The sequence below is a fragment of the Veillonella sp. genome (assembly GCF_018364065.1).
Classification (GTDB): Bacteria; Bacillota; Negativicutes; order Veillonellales; family Veillonellaceae; genus Veillonella_A.
This window is the reverse complement of the sequence record NZ_JAGZMO010000004.1, coordinates 79,535-99,393: the sequence shown is the minus strand read 5'-3', so window position 1 is coordinate 99,393 and position 19,859 is coordinate 79,535. Positions and strand designations below refer to the sequence as shown.

At 45.9% G+C, this 19,859-nt stretch carries 14 protein-coding genes; all 14 read right to left on the bottom strand.

Features of this window, described 5'->3' with window-relative positions; all coding sequences use genetic code 11:
- Window positions 1-76: 76 nt before the first annotated feature.
- Window positions 77-751, bottom strand: a complete 675-nt coding sequence (locus KHZ77_RS05370) for a hypothetical protein (protein ID WP_295196430.1) — start codon at window positions 749-751, stop codon at window positions 77-79.
- 258 nt (window positions 752-1,009) lie between these two features.
- Window positions 1,010-1,642 carry a sigma-70 family RNA polymerase sigma factor gene (locus KHZ77_RS05365; protein WP_295196428.1) on the bottom strand — a complete coding sequence of 211 codons (633 nt, stop codon included), beginning with the start codon at window positions 1,640-1,642 and terminating at the stop codon, window positions 1,010-1,012.
- 257 nt (window positions 1,643-1,899) lie between these two features.
- A complete protein-coding gene (locus KHZ77_RS05360; RefSeq protein ID WP_295196426.1) occupies window positions 1,900-6,210 on the bottom strand; it encodes a translocation/assembly module TamB domain-containing protein in 4,311 nt (1,436 codons plus the stop codon).
- Window positions 6,211-6,335: 125 nt separating this feature from the next.
- The gene (locus tag KHZ77_RS05355) at window positions 6,336-7,814 is read right to left on the bottom strand and encodes a TolC family protein (protein WP_295196424.1); all 1,479 of its coding nucleotides are present in this window, start codon (window positions 7,812-7,814) and stop codon (window positions 6,336-6,338) included.
- 15 nt (window positions 7,815-7,829) lie between these two features.
- Window positions 7,830-9,134, bottom strand: coding sequence for an MlaD family protein (locus KHZ77_RS05350; protein WP_295196422.1), 1,305 nt, complete (start codon window positions 9,132-9,134; stop codon window positions 7,830-7,832).
- On the bottom strand, window positions 9,131-9,889 hold the full coding sequence (locus KHZ77_RS05345; RefSeq protein ID WP_295196420.1) for an ABC transporter ATP-binding protein: 759 nt from the start codon (window positions 9,887-9,889) through the stop codon (window positions 9,131-9,133). The genes KHZ77_RS05350 and KHZ77_RS05345 overlap by 4 nt, the downstream gene beginning before the upstream one ends.
- Before the next feature lie 16 nt (window positions 9,890-9,905).
- On the bottom strand, window positions 9,906-10,667 hold the full coding sequence (locus KHZ77_RS05340; RefSeq protein ID WP_295196418.1) for an ABC transporter permease: 762 nt from the start codon (window positions 10,665-10,667) through the stop codon (window positions 9,906-9,908).
- Between the two features lie 487 nt (window positions 10,668-11,154).
- Entirely contained in the window at window positions 11,155-13,320 is a 2,166-nt protein-coding gene (locus KHZ77_RS05335) for a SpoIVB peptidase S55 domain-containing protein (RefSeq protein WP_295196417.1), read from the bottom strand.
- Window positions 13,321-13,333: 13 nt separating this feature from the next.
- Complete coding sequence (locus KHZ77_RS05330; protein ID WP_295196415.1) at window positions 13,334-13,636, bottom strand: biotin-requiring enzyme; 303 nt, start codon at window positions 13,634-13,636, stop codon at window positions 13,334-13,336.
- A 73-nt stretch (window positions 13,637-13,709) separates the two neighbouring features.
- Window positions 13,710-15,050, bottom strand: a complete 1,341-nt coding sequence (locus tag KHZ77_RS05325; protein WP_295196413.1) for a phosphodiester glycosidase family protein — start codon at window positions 15,048-15,050, stop codon at window positions 13,710-13,712.
- Window positions 15,051-15,473: 423 nt separating this feature from the next.
- The gene (locus KHZ77_RS05320) at window positions 15,474-16,631 is read right to left on the bottom strand and encodes a rod shape-determining protein (protein WP_295196412.1); all 1,158 of its coding nucleotides are present in this window, start codon (window positions 16,629-16,631) and stop codon (window positions 15,474-15,476) included.
- A complete protein-coding gene (gene murA, locus KHZ77_RS05315; protein ID WP_295196410.1) occupies window positions 16,624-17,883 on the bottom strand; it encodes a UDP-N-acetylglucosamine 1-carboxyvinyltransferase in 1,260 nt (419 codons plus the stop codon). The genes KHZ77_RS05320 and murA overlap by 8 nt, the downstream gene beginning before the upstream one ends.
- Window positions 17,884-18,149: 266 nt before the next feature.
- Complete coding sequence (glpX, locus tag KHZ77_RS05310; protein WP_295196408.1) at window positions 18,150-19,115, bottom strand: class II fructose-bisphosphatase; 966 nt, start codon at window positions 19,113-19,115, stop codon at window positions 18,150-18,152.
- A 42-nt stretch (window positions 19,116-19,157) separates the two neighbouring features.
- Window positions 19,158-19,802, bottom strand: coding sequence for a fructose-6-phosphate aldolase (gene fsa, locus KHZ77_RS05305; protein WP_295196406.1), 645 nt, complete (start codon window positions 19,800-19,802; stop codon window positions 19,158-19,160).
- Window positions 19,803-19,859 lie beyond the last annotated feature (57 nt).

Sequence of the window (19,859 nt, the reverse complement as noted above, 5' to 3'; positions counted from 1 at the left end):
TTTTGTTATATAAATTGTCAAACGTTATACATATTATATCTGATTTTTTATCTATGTATACCATGTATTGCCTTCTTTATTGCCCTCGCAAGCTTCGTCCCCCTTCACGCACAGCCTCCTGTATCTGCGTATTGCTGATCACGGGTTCACTGCTACCTCTCTCTTCTTGATTAGCGGAGACCGTTTCAGTCACTGAATTTTGACCGGACGTTTGCGATTCATCAACGGTAGATTCATTCGTAGACGCTGTGCCCACATTGCCTGCATCGCCTGACGCATTGGCGGCGCTGTTGTTCACATCTGCCGTACCGGTTGTGGCCGGTGCCGCATTCGATGTGGCAGAGCCTGACTGTGACGCCCCTGAATTGCTGTTCGCTGCGCCATTCGTTGTAGTTACCGCCTTGCCCTGTTCCGTTGCATTTCCCGTTGCGGACGAATTCGTCGTGCTGTTTACTGTATCAGTAACAGCCGGTTTTCCGTCGTTTACAGGCTTCGGTACATGACTTGGACGATTCAAGGCGAAATACAAAGCCAACAACGTAAGGCTCAAGGTTAGCGCATACATGGCATACCGCAAGTATGACTTCCGCTTGGCTTGCTGCTCGTCCAAATGCTTCATTTCCGCCTTCGCCAACATGAGCTGTAACTGCCCTTTGGCGGTGGAATCATCCGCATAGGCCTGCTCGGCCCGATCGAGCCATGTCTTCACAGATCGAATCTTTTTCTCCATTGATTTGCTTGTTTGATTCATAACGGCCTCCTTTCTTAACTATATAATCGTTAGAAAGGAGCAAATTGTGAACTCATTTACATAACTAAATCGATATTATTATAGCATATGGACAATTTTTTATTAAAAATTTGTTTCAGTTTGTATGGAAATTCAAGGCTTATTTAACAAAAATTTAACGAAACATAAAAATTTCTTCTTATAAAAGCAAAAAACCTTTCCGCCGTAAACGATTATGATGCAAAATCACTTTCGCTTACTACAGAAAGGTTTTATATTTTATTCTTGCCAGATTTTTCGTGTGCGGCTCAGCATACCGCGCAATCGCTTGATGCCCTGACGATGGAGGCGATGTATATAGCTGTTACTGGTACACAATTCCCCCGCCACGGAAGCAATGCTGCGATCCGCCAAATAGACCTGCTTCATTACATGACGTTCATTACTCGGCAGTCGTTCGATGGCTTCATTAACTACCATGTTAAAGGCCTCTTCTTCCACGCGATTTTCGATGGACGGACCTTCGTCAGGAAGTTGTTCCCACCAATCCTCTTCTTCTTCCGCCGATCCGGACCAGAGCACGCCGCCCTTACCTTCTTTGCGGAGATAATCGAGAATACGGCCGCGAATGCGATGCACCGCGTACAGAGAGAACGCAACGCCCTTCGTGTAATCGAAGCGCTCTACGGACTCGATAAGACCGACGGTTCCTTCCTGAACACAGTCCATTACATCAGGCACTGCGTTTCTGTAATTCATCGCTTCACGAAACACGAGCGGCTGATAATGTTCGATGAGGGCTGTACGCGCCGACTCATCGTCTTCAACGCGATAGGCTTCCCATAAGCGTCGTTCTTCTTCTACACTGAGAAGCTCAATCTTATCTAATTCCGATAAATATGATTCCAGCATGTACATCCCTCCTTTCTACTCATCTCTTCGCATGTAATTATCTATACGTGTAGTTTTTCTACTTGTCCTTATTTCTGCTTACAACAATCGCTGTTCACAATTATCGCTGTGCGCACTTATCACTATGTGCAATTATCGCTGTGTGCACTTGTTACCGTTCGTAATTATGGCTGTTTATAATTAGCCTAACATGAAGTCCGGAATTCTGAATGCACAAAGACTTGAAGCTAAAACTCTGAACGTACAAAAATTAGAAACTAGAATTCTGAACGCCATTGAGCACCCATGTAGGAGTGATCATTGCTGTTCATCCAGCCATTTACACTGAAGTGGGTATTAATATCGTACTGAATACCATACGCCTGAATATCATTATTTAGACCTTGGCTATAAGTTACCATCAAATCAGGCAACAAATACTTACCGATTTCAATATTGTAATAGCCGGCTGTTTCCGCTGTCGTAGCCGATTCATTCGGATCCAACGAGCCGGACGTAATATTAATTCTATCCAGTCCCAATGTGTTCTTCAATGTACCTTCAATATAGCCTGACAGTGCCGAACGAACGCCGGCTGCCAACAAGGCACTCGCATCATCCGATGACAAGCTGCTATCGTTACCGTTACTGTAACCGAAGGTTAAGAGCGAAATAATCTGACGTTCTTCCAAGTGCGGATCCGATGTAAGCTTCAAGTTCATCTGTTCAACCGGTCCATCCACCTGTAACTTAATGTTATAGGACTGAACGCGTGCATCCGCTTCTACCTGGAGTATCGGCAAGAAACTGCCCGGCACAAAGTCCGCCTTACCATTGCGAATCTTAAATGTATTATTCAGGTATTTAATAGTACCTTCCAGTACTTCAAAGCCCCCTTCAATATGAGGTCGTAATGTAGTGCCGCCTGCGTGAATACCGCCACCCAGCATAATATCATAGAGGCCGCTGCTGTAGAGATTTACTTTCTTGCCTACATTAACGGTAACATCAAGCCCGAGCGGACTGCCTCCTTCAGAGGAGGTAAGAGTTAACGGAATAGCAATCGTATTATTTTCCAGGTTGATTTCACCGGCGATGGTTGGTAAGCCTTCTCGTTCGAGAATGCCGATTTCACCGTTTAACGGTCCTTTAAAATAGGTGCTGTCCAGTTCAAGAGCGTTGAACTGTGCCACCGCATTGTATCCTGTAATATTCATGCCATGCCAACTTGCCTGACCGGAAATACCCACATTACCTTTACCCATATTGGCACCGCCGATGAGTTCCAGACTTTCCCCTTTGAAAATCAGCTGAGTAAATACATCAGTAAGGTCTTTCTTCACGTCGGCAAAATGGATCGTACCGTTTTTCACACTGATCATACCGTTAATCTGCGGTTTATCGTATGTGCCCGTAATGTGAATAGCCCCTTCCAGAGGCCCTACACCTTCTGTAATCATCGGTGTCATCAACGGCAATACGGCCAAGTCGGCCTCATTGGCATCGATGGTTAAATCCATAGCCGATTTATCGCCCGGTGGTAAGTAGCCGGATGTATAAATGGCAGCCAACGGCATATCGCCACTGAGCTTCAATTTATATTGTCCACGCTGTCCCACGAGCTGCTGGATGTGAATTACCTTGTCATCCATAGTGGCCATGGCGTAAACGCGGTCCAAGCCTACACCGTTAAAGCTTGCATTGACCACTTCCGCAGATAATTCCACATGAGGGTTCAATGTTTTGCCGTTTACGTTGGCAATAAAATGTAAATTACCGCCGGCGGCCATGTCTGTGTTAGCCACTGCCATAAGTGCCGGAATGGCTACATTATTGCCTGCAATTTGAATATCTGAATCACCATCTAGGTCAGCTGTACCGGCGGCGGCAATCATACCGTCTCCGATTGGTAATTCACCCTGCTTGATGGTTAATTTTCTATCCGATAAAGTTACATCCACTTTCGCAGTGCCCCAAGGCGTATCGCCTACGGCAATGTTATCGATAGTACCTTTTAATGTTACATCCGGGTTCTTCAACGTACCGCCCAAGTCGAGTCGGCCGTTAATGGCCCCCGTCATATTATCTACGGGCACTTTGGCCAACTTCAGGAAGTTGGTCATGTCTCCATTTTCGATAGTAGCATAACCGAAGAGGCGTTGTTCCCCGTGGAGCGTCATACCGCCGTCGATCATGAAATGACCGGTATCCCCTTCATCAAAGCTTACTTTGCGAAGATTAATTACCGTAGGGTCTGCATAAATGCTGCCCTGTACGTTTTTAAAGGCCATGCCGTTAATAACCACTGCATTTGAGCCGATATTGCCTTCTACAATCGGTTTATCCAGTGTACCCTTCAATGTGCCTTCTACAGTCATGTAGCCGGACACATCGGCGTAATCTTTAAGCCATGGTTCCAGGTAAATCGTATCCCCCATAAAGTTAAAATCGAGGGTGTTATTTACCATTTTACCGTCTCCGTAGAAAGTGGCGCCATAAGCTTTGGCCACAAAATCACGTATGCCGATAAAATCTTTCGCATAGCGGAATCCGAAGTGTACATCACTGTATAATTTGCCGCTTACAGAACCGTCCCACGCATGAACAAAGCCGCGCACTACCGGATTATCCATAGTGCCGGTCACATGACCGCGCATGGAGAGCCAGCCTGTAATCGGTGTATCTGTAACTGCCTGCGCCACATTTTCAATGCGCACCGTCTCAATATTAATGCCGATGTCTAACGCTTTATTGCCGTCTAACTGAGCCGTACCGGCCACTTCATAATAGCCATGACCGTCCTGTACGAAGCCCCTATTAATTGTAGCCACCTGATTAGCAAGCGTTACGTTTAAATAGGTCGTGTCAAAGCGGAATTTATTCACTGTACCGCCGTCAGAAGCCACAACCAATTGGGCGTTCGGATTGCTGATTGGGCCTTGAATCTGACCTGTAACAGTAGCTGTACCGGTCATTGGCTGACCTAAGTACGAACCAATCATGCTGAGCGGTATATTTTCACCACTTACATTGAGAGCCACTTCATCAGTTGTTACAACACCATTTGCAGTGAACCGTCCGTCACCCATGGTGCCGTTCAGATAGTTTACTGCATACACGCCATTGGCGCCGTTAATCTGGCCGCTCACTGTATCCAGTTCAATACCGTCATAGCCCACATTGGTGCCGTCAAATACAGCAACAACACTCGGCGAATTAGTATCTGCATTGCCTCGAATCTGTGCCTGACCATCGATTTTACCATATAACGGCTTATCTATAGCCTGTCCGATAAGGCCCAGAGGAATTGCTTTGCCTTCGAAGGCCGCTTCATAATCTTTTGTATTTATATCATAGAATGCGTGCCCTACGGCGGAACCGCCGCTAAGAGCTACACTGATGTCCGGCAGATTTAACTTCTTGTCCGCAAAGGTAAAGGATGTGCTTGCCTCTTCCACTACAACACCATTGTATGTAAGATTGCGCGCTTCCAAGTTACCGGTGGCACTCAAGTTATCTACAGGACCTTCCACATGAACAGTACCGCCTGCCACGCCGGTCACATCAACCGGAGCCAATGCCTGCACGTCAAGCTGCGTACCGGATACGGTCAAATTCAAATCCGGATTCTTCATATCCGCCACATTGACCGAACCGAAGGCAAAGAACTGCTGATCATTAATCGCCACTTTGCCATCCATAATAGAAATATTCGTATCCGCCATGGTCACATGCGCTGCCCCATTGCGGACTACATATGGCGATTCTCCGATGGAGCTGTTTTCATACGTAGCGCCCAAATCAGCAATGTCAAAGCCCCCTTCAAAGGAGTATTGTCCGCCCGTACGCTTGATAGTAAGGCCTACATTTTTCACATAGCCCTGTTCAATCTTCGCATGTACATCGGCAGGTATTAAATCATTGCCATATAAGAGCGACAACTTGTCAGCACCCACATAGAGGTTGAAGTCCGCCGTACTGTCATTGGTATAGGAACCCCTCAAAGTGACGGCCTGTCCGTCTAAGTTAGCCGTAACAGCACCGTCCAGTGTAGGGTAATCACTTAATTTCACAGTACCGTCGATTGCACTGATTTCGGTTTTACGCCCATTGAGCCAAGCTAAATGAGCCGTACCATTTTCCACAGTTACATAACCACGGAAATCCATCTCACTGTCTGATTCTTTTTCTTTTATAAGCGAGGTAATATTCCAGTTTTTATTTTCGTTTTCTACAGCATTAATCGTAGGGTTTTTCAACGTCACACTGCGAATGAGTCGAAGCGCCGATGTATTGGTAAATGGCATTTTAACCGCTTCTACAATATCCAATGCCACTTCCGTTTCAGGTACATCGGCTACGGTCGAACCGGATTTATCTTTGATGGATAAATCTTTAATTCGCACTGTACCGTCCCAGTCGATTTGGAAGTTGTTATACGTGGCAGAGCCGTTAATTGCCGTATTCAATTGCTCCTGCACCATAGGTCCCACATATGCTTCGCCTACAGGACGCAGCAACTGCGCGCCGCCAAAAAGGGTCGCTGCTACTGCAATTGCGACTAAGCCTCTACGCTGCCCTTTTTTCATGTGCCACGTCAACTCCTCCCCTGATATACGCCCTCAATGTATACACACAAAATAGTTTCATACGTTTATAGATCATAACTTCGGTCTACACAACATCAATGTATTTATATTTATTAGTATATATATTATTTATTGGAAGTATTTGCTTCTGCCTGCACCAAGTTAGCCAACTGTGCACCGGACTGTGCTTCGTTAACTAATGCGGCTGCACCGCCGATTGGAGTTTCCAATGGAACGCCCATAGCGTTTTCCAATGTAGCCACGGCAATGTTGTAGTTGAACAATGCATCTACATAGTTGTTACGTGCTGTTTCAAGGCTTGTTTCCGCATCAAGTACATCAAGGTTAGTACCCACACCTGCACGATAACGAAGAGTGGCAATACGGAAGCTTTCCTGACCGGAAGCCACAGCTGTACGTGTGCTGTCGATTGTCTGTTCAGCAGACTTCATGTTCAAGTACGCCTGACGAACTGCCAAGTTTACAGATTCAATCACCTGATAGTTGGCTTCTTTATATCGTTCCAAGTTAGCTTCTGCTACTTTAATATTTTCACGTGTAGCACCGCCATCCCACAAGCTCCAGGATACGGCTGCACCAATTCTCCAGTTATCATCGGATGTACCGCCCCAGTCACTGCCGGACCAAGCCTGCGTAGCACTGGCACTTAATGTAGGCATGTAACCGGATTTAGCAGATTTTATAGCTTCTTCCGCAGCCTTTACATTCATAGTGCTCTGAACAATTTCAGCACGATGTAATAAAGCGTATGCCTGTGCTTCCTGAAGAGTTACATTGTATGGCGTATACCCCAAAGAAGAGTCGGCAGTCGCCACCTGTGTTGTTACAGGTAAGCCGATATAGTTGTTCAATGTAGCTTCTGCCAAATCAGCAGCATTTTGTGCTTCCACCAAGGAGGTACGAGCATTGGCTAAGGATGTTTCAGAAGCCAATACGTCGGACTTCGCCACGATACCTACATTGAACTGTTGGTTAACATTTGTTAAATGACCGTCATAATCACGTACGGACTGTTCCGCAATATCCACCTTATTACGAGCCATAATTAATTTATAGTAATATTCAGCCGATTCAAGCTTCGCTGTCTGACGCGCTTCTTCTAAAGCTGCATTGTAGCCTTCACGGGAGTAACGAGCCGATTCAATAGCCGCTTCCGCTTTGCCACCTGTATAAATAGGCACAGAAAGGCTGAACGTATTGCTGGCAGAGTCGCTGATATTAGTACCGCCTGTTTGAGTTGTAGCACTGCCACGGCCACCGGAATATGCATAGCTTATGGTCGGATTCTTAGCCGCCGCTGCTACACTTACCTGTGCTCGGGCCGCTTCATATTGCCATTCAGACTGTTTTACAGTACGGTTATTCATCAATGCCAGTTCAATTGTACGAGGCAAGTTCAAGGATACGCGGGTACCTACTTCCTGATCGTTGGCGATTTTATTAGCCACTGTCTGCTGAGTTGTTACCAATGCGGCCTGTTGAAATTTTGTAAGTTTTGCGTCGTCATTGGCATTTGCCGCCCATACACCGGTTGTGGTTAAGGCCAATACTACTGCCAAAGAAAGTGCTTTTTTATTTACCATGACTATACCTCCAGATTAAAATGCCTGTCTGATGCCGAAGTAATTACCACCATGCTCCGCATCCATAGGTCTTATAAATTGTGCAATTACATATGTATCATCCGTCAAGCGCAGTTCGCTGCGGATACGATAGCGATAATCGTTAACGTCCATAATAGCTGCCGATAAGGAGAATGGACCACCCAGTCCGTAATCAACCCCCAGGCCTATATCACCGTCAAAAAGACCGCCACGCAACAAGAAGCGATTGGCCACTTCCTGTCCGTAAGTCAGTTCTAAATGACTGCCATCACCGAGTTGTGTGGCGCCTATGTTAAGGGCATGACGCCCCGCCCGAAAGCGCACATCACCGTTCACGGCAATATCCTTGTTAGTTGTATTATAAAGCAGCTCAAAGCCTGAGTCTACCTTAAAAGGGAGCTTTTTTCCGGATTCACCGCCTTCCACGTCTCCTCCGGTCAGACGATTTAACTTCGTAGTAAGCTGCGCCGTATTGTGCAGTGTTTGTTTCAAGTCCTGACTGCTCTGCGGATCAGTTACTACACCTTCCATAGAGGTAGCCATTCGATTAATGCTTTCTGTTGTTGTTTTCAAATTATCTACAATAGCACGCATATCATTGCCCGCCTGTCCGTCGCTGTTAAACTGTGCCAGCGAAGAATCAAGTTGCGCCGTAATACCGTTCATATTGTTTGTAATATCCACCATGTTGTTTGTGATGGTGTGAAGATTATCCTGATTGGATGCCAATAAATCATTCATATTAGCAGTCAGTGCCGCTGTATTGTTAGCGATTACTTCCGTAGTGCGGAGCGCATTCTTCAATGAATTCTGCGTCTGCTGATCGCCGATAATACCGTTGATGGACTCCAATGTTTTATTTGCTTCCGCCATAAGCTCTGTCGCCTGCTTCATAGTCTTGTCGATTTCACTCTGTCCATCGCCGTAAACGCGGTCGCCATCCTTGAGGAACTTTTTAGATTTCCCCGGTGTAACCTGAATGAACTTATCACCCAGAATACCGTCGTTGGCCAAGGCGAATTCCGAATCATCTGGAATTTCTGTTGCCTTATTAATTTCCATCGTCAATGTTACGCCCTTCGACGTAACCTGCATACCGGTTACATGACCTACGGCCACGCCGGAATATTTTATCTGATTACCTGTTTTCAAACCTGTTACTGATTGAAATTCGCCCGTGATCTTCATTTGCGGGGGCTCAAATAATTCCATGCGCCCCAAGAACATAACACAGGCGGTAAAAAGGAGTATGCCCAGTACGGTAAATAAGCCTACCTTGGCCTCTGTACTCCATTTCATCCTACCGACCCCCTATTCGATTCATCCATGTCCGCCCCGCCATGAATAAATTGTTGGACCAGGGGATTCTTGGACTTTCTAAATTCTTCCGCAGAAGAAATCTCTACAAATTTTCCTTTATCTAATAATGCGATGCGGTCTGCCACATAAAAGGCGGACTGCATATCATGGGTTACTACTATTGATGTGCATTTTAAGTGACGTTGCATGTCCCGGATTAAACGACTGATGGTGCCCGATGTAATGGGATCAAGCCCCGATGTCGGTTCGTCATAGAGAACGATGCACGGATTTAACGCAATGGCTCTCGCCAGGCTGATACGTTTCTTCATACCGCCGGATAACTCGTTCGGCATGTAGTGTTCAATGCCCGGAAGGCCTACAAGCTGTAACTTTTCAGCTACTACATCCCGGATTTCTCCGGATCTGAGATTTGTATGTTGCCGCAACCCGAAAGCTACGTTTTCACCGACTGTCATGGAGTCAAACAAGGCGGAATACTGGAACACCATGCCCATTTTTTCACGCACTTTATTAAACTCATTTTCCCCCATACCGACTACATCGACGCCGTCTACAAGGATCTGCCCGCTGTTCGGTTCCTGCAGGCCGATGATAAGTCGTAAAATCGTACTTTTCCCGGCCCCGCTGCCCCCGAGGACAACTAAGGTTTCACCATCTTCAATCGTCAAGTCTACATGGTCCAGAATGACGCGGTCATCGTATGCAACTACCACATCTTTTAATTCTATCATCCATTCTTCCTCAAACTTAATATAATAAAACGGACAAGAAGTAATTTAATACAAAGACTAAAATAATACTCGTCACAACTGAACTCGTTGTAGAATTACCTACCGCTGCGGCGCCCATCTTGGTGTACATGCCCTTGTAAGAGCCTACCAAGGCGATAACTGCGCCGAACACACTGGCCTTAATGAGACCATATGTTAAATCGGTAGTTACTGCAAATAACTGAATCGAATCCGTATAGGTGGATCCTGCCAAACTCTTTACAACTGTGGCCACCACATAGCCGCCACCGATGCCGATGAGCACACCATAAAGCGCCAAAATCGGAACCATAATCATGCAGGCCAACACACGCGGCACTACCAGATAACCGATTGGATTAACCGCCATAACACGTAAAGCGTCAATCTGCTCTGTTACCTTCATGGTTCCCAACTCGGCGGTAATAGCGGCGCCTACGCGCCCCGCCAACACAACGCCTACGAGAACAGGTCCCAATTCACGGCCCATGGCAATGGCCATAATGCCGCCTACTGTACCCTGCGCACCGTAGCGAATCAAAATATCCGTTATCTGTAACGTCATAACCGCTCCGGCAAAGAGCAAAGTCAGACTGATAATCGGCAATGAATCAACCCCCAAATGGGCCATCTGATATATGACATGACGCCAGTTCGCATCTTTTAATTGCTTAATCGTCTGCCATATCAGGATTACCGCTTCGCCACATCGTTCCAAACTGAGTATAACAAAGCGCCCAATTGCTTCTAACCAATGCAAAGGCGTTCCTCCTTCTTACTTTCTACTTTCTACTGTCTACTTTTTTCTTTAACGCTAAATTCTTACTATTTATTCGTCTCTCCATTACAAAGTGCAATGTGTTTGTGTATCTATTGTATCTTAACGTCAATGTAAAGATACGCTTCTTTAAAAAATAAAGATACGTTTCTTCAAAAAAATTTACACTCACCCTCATTAGAAATCAATCTGTGCATGATTCTTTGAGTTATCTTTTAAATTGAGTTCCATTATCCATAAATACTACATTTCATTCTAGCATAAAACCACATTCGTTGTCATCAGTACCACCTTATATTATAAGCTTTTTTTATGAAAAAAACCTTACTTCATGAAATACATAAAGTAAGGTTTTGTGAGTGTTTAATTTTTTTAATCAATACGTGTAAAAACAGTCTAATTGTCGATTATTGTCATAATTGATTTCAATCATTACACCAACTCGTCACCTATATCTGCGAACTACGAATTACTCGTTAGCTGCAGAGTCGGAATTATTGGTGTTGTTGCCATTAGCATCCTGAGTGTTGTTGTTAGCATCTTTTGACTGATTCGCATCATTAGCCTTATTGGCATCATCTGTTTTGTTCACGTCATTAGATTTGTTGGCATCGTTAGACTTATTGGCATCGTCCGCTTTGTTTGCATCATTCGTTTTATTCGCATCATCGGCTTTATTCACGTCGTCTGTTTTATTGGCGTCGCCGGACTTATTTGCTTCGTCAGTCTTTGCCGCCTCATCAGTTTTCTTGGTGTCATCAGCTTCTTTAGCTTTTTCTTTCTGTGCTTTCGCCTGTGCCTTTGCCAACTTAGCTTTCGCCTTGTCTCGTTCAGCCGGTGATTTAATGTCTAAAATGAACTGGCCGTCGCCGCGGATTACATATTCCGTATCAATCTTGGCCGTGTAATGTTCTTTTTCGTCATCTTCAGGATCTACGCCCGGCAAGCTGCCCTTCGATTTAGGCTTGGATACTGTACCCGGAATTGGATTTTCTTCCACGTTTTCAATCTTAGCCTTCTTCGTTGTATCGCCGTCACCGGAATCAACCATGCTGATGCCGTCTTCCAGAATTTCTACAACAATCTGATTGTTCGTGTCAGCTTTGCGCAATTCTTTGTAGAATTCGTCGAAGCTCTTATATGTTTTTAATCGACGAATAATTTCATCGGTTAAGTTGTATTTCTGTTTTTCCAACAAGTAAGGAAGTGGCACTACTCCGCCGCCGCGCACTTCAAGGGTTGCCTTGCCGAGCGGTTGGTCTTTCAGAATAGTATAGAAAATTTCTTTTGTCACTTCTTCGCCTCTGAACGGCTGCAAACGCACTTCGATAACAATCGTATCGCCCGGTGACGCAATGCCCGGTGTCAACGTTGCATCTTTAATCAGTGCCGTCTTAGGCGTCTTCGTTACATCTGTTTCTACCTGAATGCCCGCAATTTCATAATTGATAAAGCGGTTGTTCATAAGGGCGTCAACAATATTGTAGAATTCGTCCACACTCTTCACACCGATGGACTCGGAGGAATAGAACATATTAGTTCGTTCTAATGGTGGAATGGAACCGTCACGAGGCTGAATCTTAATTGCCACCGTCGAGGTACCTTCACCGCTGCGATCCAATGTTTTGTTGAGGAAGCTGTACACAGATGTAGCCGCCAAGGTTGGACTCAATTCGTTAGCATCTACAATTTTAACAGATGCCACTTTGGATTTATTCATATCCAAGTCGCGAATCGTAATGCCCATAGGAATGCCGCTCATAATCTGACCGGATTTACCGGCAATACCGGCACCGCGGTCTTCTGTTACGGCGCCCACTTCAGCGCCCATGGAGCCCAGTTTAAAGCCGGAATCCACACTGCGCACTACCGTAAAGATAGACGCATTATGCATGAAGTAGCCTACGGATCCGCGTTTCAGGAACGGATGACCGAATGCCACCACATGGTCCTGATCCACGTAAGTAACCGTACCGATAGCGCCCAATTTTAAATCGCCGTCAACGAGAAGTGCGGCTACCGAGCCGCCCGCTTGTAATGGACGCGGTGTATCATCGCCGTCAGCTGCCGCCGTCGCATAGGTGCTGTACTGATATTCCGGTAACTTGTCTTTCATATAGGAAAGGGCGCTGCCGTCAAAACCGTACGCCATAAGAGGTGTACCTAACGGAATCAAACGGCTGTCTTTCCACGGATTGCTCACAGAACTTTCGTACGGAATGTTCCAAAGTTTTACCATGTCTTCAATCGGTGTAATCATACCGATTGTGCCGTCCGCAAAGCCCCAGCCGTACGCTACAGCGCCAACCAGTTTATTGTTAATATAAACCGGGCTGCCGCTCATGCCGTGAACAATGCCGCCGGTCTCATCGATAACAGGGCCTGAGAATTTGGCCAGTATCAAATCGCCGGATGGACCGCGGTCACGCATAACCCCTAACACTTTTACATTAAAACTGCTGATGTCATTTCCTTCCACAACAGTGTCCGCATGGCCTTCCATGCCTGTGTGTACATCAGATACGGGCAAGAAATCGATTGCCTTGCCGCCATAAGGCAGCGCCATCATTGCGCTGCATAAGAAAAGCGCCAGTACACTTTTCTTATACCGGCGCGATGAACGAAATAATTTCATTCATATCTCCCTTCTATTTACCGTTAACTACAGCTACGACCTGAGCCTGTTTCACCTGATCCCCTTCATGTACATTCACAGCTGAAACGACCCCGTCCACAGTTGCACGAGCTGCCGGCATAGGACCTGTAAGGGATTGTACGCTTACGAGTACGTCACCCTGTTTTACCAAAGTTCCTACAGCTACGGTAGATACTACTTTACCGGTCAATACCGACGCCTGATCAACGTTGGCGGCATTTGCTGTGAATACAGCGCCCACCATCATAACGACTGTCAGCATAGACATCAATGTATATTTCATATAATTTTTCATATTCATACCTCCTTAGGTTTATACCCTGCCTTGAGGGTGTAAGTACATTATAACATGAATTAACCAATTCTGCTTACCCTAAGACTAAATTTTTTTGATATAAACTTGGATCCTTCTGTCCTGTATGGAGATATGTGTTGCTGTACATATCGGCGGCGCCCTGTCCTGTGAGCTCGATGCCGTCGGTTGCACCTAAGGATTTTAACATATTTGCGCCATCCGATGTGGTAGCGCCCACGGACACGCCCTGACTGCCGTCAATAGCCAATACGATGAGGCGTCCCGAACTGTCGACGCCGATAAACGTGCGCCCTGTAAGAATGCCGTCATTTTGGCCCATCACAGTACCCTGCGCCAGAATCTGTTGTCCGCCGGAATAAACAACGGCTGCGTTATTGCTGATTTTTACCACATCCGGTTTTGCCGTTAAGCGAACAGTGTCGCCCACCTTCAACGCTTCCAACTTCTTAGCCATTGTTCCGTGACCGGAAAGCACAATGGAATCCGCAGTGAGTGGCGAATTATTGTTCTTCTTGCTCACCACTACGTTGTCTTTAATGGTAACTTCCTGACCGTACACATTGGTGCGTGTGGAGTTGCCGAAACTGCGAGTGTATAAAATCAATTCGTCGCTTAATCGTTCCCGATTAACACCGCTTACTGCCAAGGTGTCATTGCCTTCATTCACTTCCAACCGCGGCAAAGCAAAGCTGATACTGTATCCTTTTTCCGGTACGTATTTCAAAAGGGCCTGTGGTTCCCATTGCTTATAGGACGTATTAGAAGCACCGGCCGCCAAAGCATTCGTTGTTTTCGACTGTCCTTTTTCCAGGCCGATAGCACTGATGAACGGCGGCTGCACATTGGCCAAACTTTTGCCTACCGTACCCGCATCACCGATACGCATCGGCACATTTGGATTAGCCTCCATCACATATGCCTTTACACGGCCGTTTTCACTGCTCGTATCCCATTTGGAAAAAGTAACTCCTTCCCCAACGGTACGGGTCGTTTTCTGATTATAATCGGTAAACAGATCCACTACAAGTCGGTCCGGGTTGGTAAGGGAAAAGATGTGGTGACGCACGCTCTGGTTCACCGTCAAGGTTACGTCCAAATCGTCGCCCTTACTTTGCAGCTCCACACCGCGAAGTACGCCTGTATCGCGGCGGTTATAATCTACCGGCCCGGTCATTACATTCGTCGTTCCCGGCAAGTGAAGCTTTACCTGCTCATTTTTATTATTGTAAATGGAGCTCCACCCGTCGGGGAGTCCCTTCATATCAAATACTACACGCGTATGCCCCGCTTCATTGAGTGCCCGTAAGCTCGTCACATCTGCCGCCTCGGCAGCGGTAAGTTGCATTGCCAGTCCTGCAAGCACCAGTGTTATTGCTTTAAATTTTCCTGTCATAGGGCCTCCTTACTTAACTACAAACCATCATGTTTCAATATTTAATATTATCAAATTTCAAATTAATATCAAGCCCAATCCCTGTGATTTTAAAAAGAGTTTAACATCTGAATGTCAAAGTTAAAGGGAATACAAATGTTGATGGCATATCAACAGTAACCGGCTCAATATTTACCAATCTATTATCATCTATTATTTTTATTATAACATGACTTATCATTTTAAAAATAAAAATACCATGAGCAAATTGTTATCCCTTAGTTTATAAGCGAATAACATGCTCATGGTATGATTTGTAGTTTGTATGTATTGCAAGTCTTCCTAAACTCATTGCAATTCTGTTGAGTTTATGGCCCTTCTGCCAAGTTACTTGCAGTTCAAGTTACTTGCAGTTCTGTCAAGCTTATTGCAACGCTTTCAAGTTTATTGCAGTTCTTCCAAACTGTCCTGGAGTTTATCCATTTCCTGCAAGGCCCGTCCTGTGCCCAGGATTACGGAGTACCTCGGATTGTCTACCAGGTAGGCCGCAACGCCGATGGAACGGGTTACGAGTCGTTCCAACCCGCTGATCAATGCGCCACCACCGGTTAAAAGAATGCCGTGGTCTGCAATTTCCGCCACCAGTTCCGGCGGCGTTTTTTCTAAAATATCTTTAATGCCTTCTAATATGCTGTTAATCGGTTTTTCCAACGCCAACTGCACTTCTTTAGACGTAACCGTAATGGTCTGAGGCAAGCCGGACACCATATCGCGACCGCGCACTTTAATTTCCTCAACCGCCGCCTTGCGGTCAACTGTACCTACCGCAATCTTAATTTCTTCCGCTGTGCGATGGCCGATAAGCATTTTACGACGGCGCTTAATATAGTTAATAATCGCTTCGTCGAACTTATCGCCGCCCATGCGGAGCGACTTACTTACTACGATGCCTGTATTGGACAATACGGCAATATCCGTAGTACCGCCGCCAATATCGACTACAATAGCACCGGCTGATTTAGCCTTATCAAGGCCTGTGCCCAGCGCAGCCGCCAACGGTTCTTCAATGAGTACTGTTTTGCGCGCCCCGGTCTGTAAGACCGCTTCGATTACGGCACGCTTTTCCACCGGTGTAATACCGGATGGCACACATACTACAATGCGTGGTTTAAAGAGTGATGACGATGGAATCACGCTGCGAATGTAATAGCGAAGCATAAATTCGGTCATGTCGTAATTGGTAATAACACCGTCCTGCAACGGCCGGATGACTTCAATTTCTTCCGGTGTGCGCCCCAACATAATGCGCGCATCGTCACCTACGGCTACAACCTCATGAGTTCTGGAATTCCACGCCACATAGCCCGGTTCATCCAGAACGACGCCCTTGCCTTTCACGTAAATCAATACGTTGGCTGTGCCAAGATCAATACCGATGTCATACGCCCACCACAATGCGAGGCGTTCAAAGAGTGAAATGCCTGCGCTGCTGCGTTTCTGTGCTTTCGTCGGTGTTGTAGTCGCAATAGGCTGTGTACTTTTTTTACGACGTTCTTCGCGCTTCTTTCTTACTTCCGCACGATTAACTGTTTTCTTATTCATCCACCCGAACAATATCAGCACCTAGCCTTTTTAATTTGCCTACGAGATTATCATAGCCTCGATCGATGTGAGACAATTGGGTAACTTCCGTAGTTCCTTCCGCCGCCAGGCCCGCACAAACGAGAGCTGCACCGGCGCGAAGGTCAGTGGCGCGCACTTTGGCGCCTTTTAAGGAAGCTACGCCGTCAATAATGGCACGACGCTCTTCAATGCGAATTTCAGCGCCCATTTTCTTCAATTCGTCCACATGCATGAAGCGATTTTCGAATACAGTTTCCATTACAGTGCTGGTTCCTTTGGCAATCGTTGTCAATGCCATGAACTGCGCCTGCATGTCTGTAGGGAATCCCGGATATGGTAATGTTTTAATGTCTACGGCTTTTACCTGGCCGTCAGATACGACACGGATGCCGTCTACGTCTTCGTAAACCGCAACGCCCGCTTCTTTCAACTTAGCCACAACCGGTTTTAAATGTTCCGATAAAGCGTTTTCTACATATACATCGCCGCCGGCCATAGCCGCTGCGATCAAGTATGTACCCGCTTCAATGCGGTCAGGAATTACGGTGTGTGTAGCACCTTTTAATTCTTTTACCCCTTGAATGCGGATTACGTTAGTACCGGCACCGCGAATATCGGCACCCATACTGTTCAAGTATGTTACTAAATCAACGATTTCAGGCTCACGAGCCACGTTTTCAATTACAGTTTTACCTTCCGCCATGGACGCCGCCATGATGATGTTTTCCGTAGCACCTACGCTTGGGAAATCGAGGTAAATCTGAGTGCCTTTCAAACCGTTAGGTGCAGTGGCCTGCACATAACCGTCGCCCATTTCAATAACAGCCCCTAATGCTTCGAACGCTTTTAAGTGCAAATCGATAGGACGGCTGCCGATAGCGCAACCGCCAGGCAGGGAAATGCGCGCTTCGCCGCGACGAGCCAATAAAGGACCCATTACGAGGAACGACGCTCTCATACGGCGAACCAGTTCATAAGGGGCTTCGGTAGCCGTAATTGTTGCCGCATCAAAAACGATTTCATCGGTACCTTCGTGAGTTACTTTCACCCCCAAAGAAGCAATAACATCACAAATTGTATGCACATCTTCCAAATGTGGAACTTCCACTAAACGACTTGGCGTAGATGCCAACATGGTGGCTGCAATAATAGGCAGCACCGCATTTTTAGCGCTACTTACACGAACGCGACCATTCAACGGCTTCTTCCCGTTAATGATGAGCTTTTCCAAAATATTCCCTCCAACTGCAATCTATTTAAAAGACTGAATCTTCAATAGCATATATAAATCCTACTCTATAATATACTATAAGTCAGTATATGACTTCAAGTACTCACCACCGGGGATAGATATTATTTTTCTCCGCATAAACCGTAAAAAGCCCATATGATATACTTCTGCAGAACAAAAAATGAACTGCTTCCTATTATATATACATATATATAGGAAACAGTTCACTTTATTAAGAAGAGTTGTTCAACCCCTCATTGTTGCGATTATTTTGCCTTCATAGATTTTAATTTGCGATCTAAGCGATGGATTGTATCTACGAAACGTACAGTACCTGTTTTGTAACGCATTACAACGGACTGTGTACGGGCGCCGCCGGCAAAATATTTAATGCCATTGAGGATATTACCTTCTGTAATGGCTGTAGCGGAGAAAATTACGTCTTCCCCATGTACCAAGTCATCAATAGTCAATACTTTGTTCAAATCAGTAATGCCCATAGCATGACAACGACGAACTTCTTCTTCATTTCCAGGAAGTAAACGTGCCTGCATATCGCCGCCTGTACATTTTAATGCAGCGGCAGCCAATACGCCTTCAGGCGCACCGCCGGTACCGATAACCATGTGAACACCGGAACCTTCCAAGCCACATTCCATGGCCGGATTTACGTCGCCGTCGGTGATAAGACGGATACGGGCACCTGCTTCACGACATTCGCGCATAATTTCTTCATGGCGCGGACGGTCAAGCATTACGATGGTTAAATCGTCAATACCGCGTTCCATTTTTTCAGCTACGCGACGAAGGTTTTCAGCTACGCTTGCATTCAAATCGATAACGCCTTTCGCACGAGGGCCTACGCAAAGCTTCTGCATGTACATGTCAGGAGCGTGCAATAAACCGCCCTTAGGAGCGATGGCAAGTACGGCAATAGCACCATTTTGCCCTTTTGCAATAAGGTTAGTCCCTTCAATAGGATCGACTGCAATGTCTACCGGTTCTCCGCCGGCTCCTACTTCTTCACCGATGTAAAGCATTGGTGCTTCATCGATTTCACCTTCCCCGATTACAACTGTTCCGGAAATTGGCACTGTATCAAAAGTTTGGCGCATAGCGTCAACGGCCAACTGATCGGCTCCGTCTTTTTCACCGCGACCAAGTAAACGACCGCTGCGAAGAGCCGCCGCTTCTGTTACACGTACGAATTCCAAGGCTAATGTTCTATCCACTGTTTGTTCCTCCTTAAAATGATGGGATTGTTATAATGAGTCTTATTTATTGGCAGCTTCCCAGTCAGCTAAGAATTTAGCAAGGCCAGCATCCGTCAATGGATGTTTAAGTGAGGCAGTCAACACTTTGTAAGGTACAGTAGCGATGTGTGCACCGGCTTTAGCACATTGAATCATGTGCATTGGTGTACGTACGCTGGCGGCAATGATTTCAGCCTTAATATCGTGAATCATGAAGATTTCAGCGATGTCTTCGATCAATGTAATACCGTCCATGCTCATGTCATCAATACGGCCTACGAAAGGACTTACGAAAGATGCACCGGCGCGGGCAGCCAACAATGCCTGGTTAGCATTGAAAATCAAAGTTACGTTAGTTTTAATGCCTTCTTTTGCAAGAGCGGCTACGGCTTTCAAGCCTTCTTCCGTCATAGGAACTTTGATTACTACATTGGAACCGAGTTTAACGAGTTCATGTGCTTCTGCAATCATTTCAGGTGCAGTAGTAGCAATAACTTCAGCGCTTACAGGGCCGTCTACTAATGCGGCGATTTGTTTAATAACTTCTTTCAAATCGCGTTTTTCTTTAACAATTAAAGAAGGGTTGGTTGTTACACCGGCAATAAAGCCCATTTCATAAGCTGCTTTAATTTCATCAAAATTAGCAGTGTCAATAAAGATTTTCATAGAATCTCCTTTCAACCTTTAAACGTTGTTAACACTATTCAAACCGTACTCCCCGCA

Bases quoted from the DNA above. Each gene is read 5' to 3' on its own strand.
- KHZ77_RS05370 (WP_295196430.1), bottom strand. From the start codon at position 751: ATGAATCAAACAAGCAAATCAATGGAGAAAAAGATTCGATCTGTGAAG.
- fsa (WP_295196406.1), bottom strand. From the start codon at position 19,802: ATGAAAATCTTTATTGACACTGCTAATTTTGATGAAATTAAAGCAGCT.
- KHZ77_RS05355 (WP_295196424.1), bottom strand. From the start codon at position 7,814: ATGGTAAATAAAAAAGCACTTTCTTTGGCAGTAGTATTGGCCTTAACC.
- KHZ77_RS05325 (WP_295196413.1), bottom strand. From the start codon at position 15,050: ATGACAGGAAAATTTAAAGCAATAACACTGGTGCTTGCAGGACTGGCA.
- KHZ77_RS05350 (WP_295196422.1), bottom strand. From the start codon at position 9,134: ATGAAATGGAGTACAGAGGCCAAGGTAGGCTTATTTACCGTACTGGGC.
- KHZ77_RS05345 (WP_295196420.1), bottom strand. From the start codon at position 9,889: ATGATAGAATTAAAAGATGTGGTAGTTGCATACGATGACCGCGTCATT.
- KHZ77_RS05365 (WP_295196428.1), bottom strand. From the start codon at position 1,642: ATGCTGGAATCATATTTATCGGAATTAGATAAGATTGAGCTTCTCAGT.
- KHZ77_RS05330 (WP_295196415.1), bottom strand. From the start codon at position 13,636: ATGAAAAATTATATGAAATATACATTGATGTCTATGCTGACAGTCGTT.
- KHZ77_RS05360 (WP_295196426.1), bottom strand. From the start codon at position 6,210: ATGAAAAAAGGGCAGCGTAGAGGCTTAGTCGCAATTGCAGTAGCAGCG.
- KHZ77_RS05320 (WP_295196412.1), bottom strand. From the start codon at position 16,631: ATGAATAAGAAAACAGTTAATCGTGCGGAAGTAAGAAAGAAGCGCGAA.
- KHZ77_RS05335 (WP_295196417.1), bottom strand. From the start codon at position 13,320: ATGAAATTATTTCGTTCATCGCGCCGGTATAAGAAAAGTGTACTGGCG.